The following is a 534-nucleotide window of genomic DNA, read 5'->3' as shown; positions in this document are numbered from 1 at the left end:
ACATCCCAAAGCAATGGGGAGTTGAAGTTAACCCAAAGTGACCCAAACTGGTTTGGAATTGGAAGAACCCAGTAACCCAACCAAGGACGCCCCATGTGAATGATCGGGAACAAACCTGCCTGAACAACTGAGAAAATGGTCATGGCCTCTGCAGAACGGTTGATCGCCATTCTCCATTTTTGACGGAACAAAAGCAATACCGCCGATATCAGTGTTCCTGCGTGACCAATACCTACCCACCATACAAAGTTGGTGATATCCCAGGCCCAGTTTACAGTTCGGTTAAGACCCCAAACCCCGATACCTGTGGAAATGGTATAAATGATACCTCCCAGACCCCAAAGGAATGCCACAAGGGCAATGGTAAAGCCAATCCACCATTGTTTGTTGGCCTTTCCCTCCACCGGAGCGGCAATATCCACGGTAACATCGTGGTATCCTTTATCTCCAAGTACTAAGGGCTTTCGAATAGGTGCTTCGTAATGCGACGCCATAATTTATCTTCTAGTTACTTCTAATTTATTGATTAAGCCT

General features: G+C 46.4%; 1 pseudogene. It reads right to left on the bottom strand.

Going from position 1 to position 534, the window contains the following annotated elements:
* A pseudogene (locus DX908_RS16945) lies at positions 1 to 494 on the bottom strand (NrfD/PsrC family molybdoenzyme membrane anchor subunit); the annotation flags it as partial.
* Between the last annotated feature and the right edge of the window lie 40 nt (positions 495 to 534).

Source organism: Parvularcula marina (assembly GCF_003399445.1).
Classification (GTDB): Bacteria; Pseudomonadota; Alphaproteobacteria; order Caulobacterales; family Parvularculaceae; genus Parvularcula; species Parvularcula marina.
This window is presented reverse-complemented; position numbering and strand designations above follow the sequence as displayed.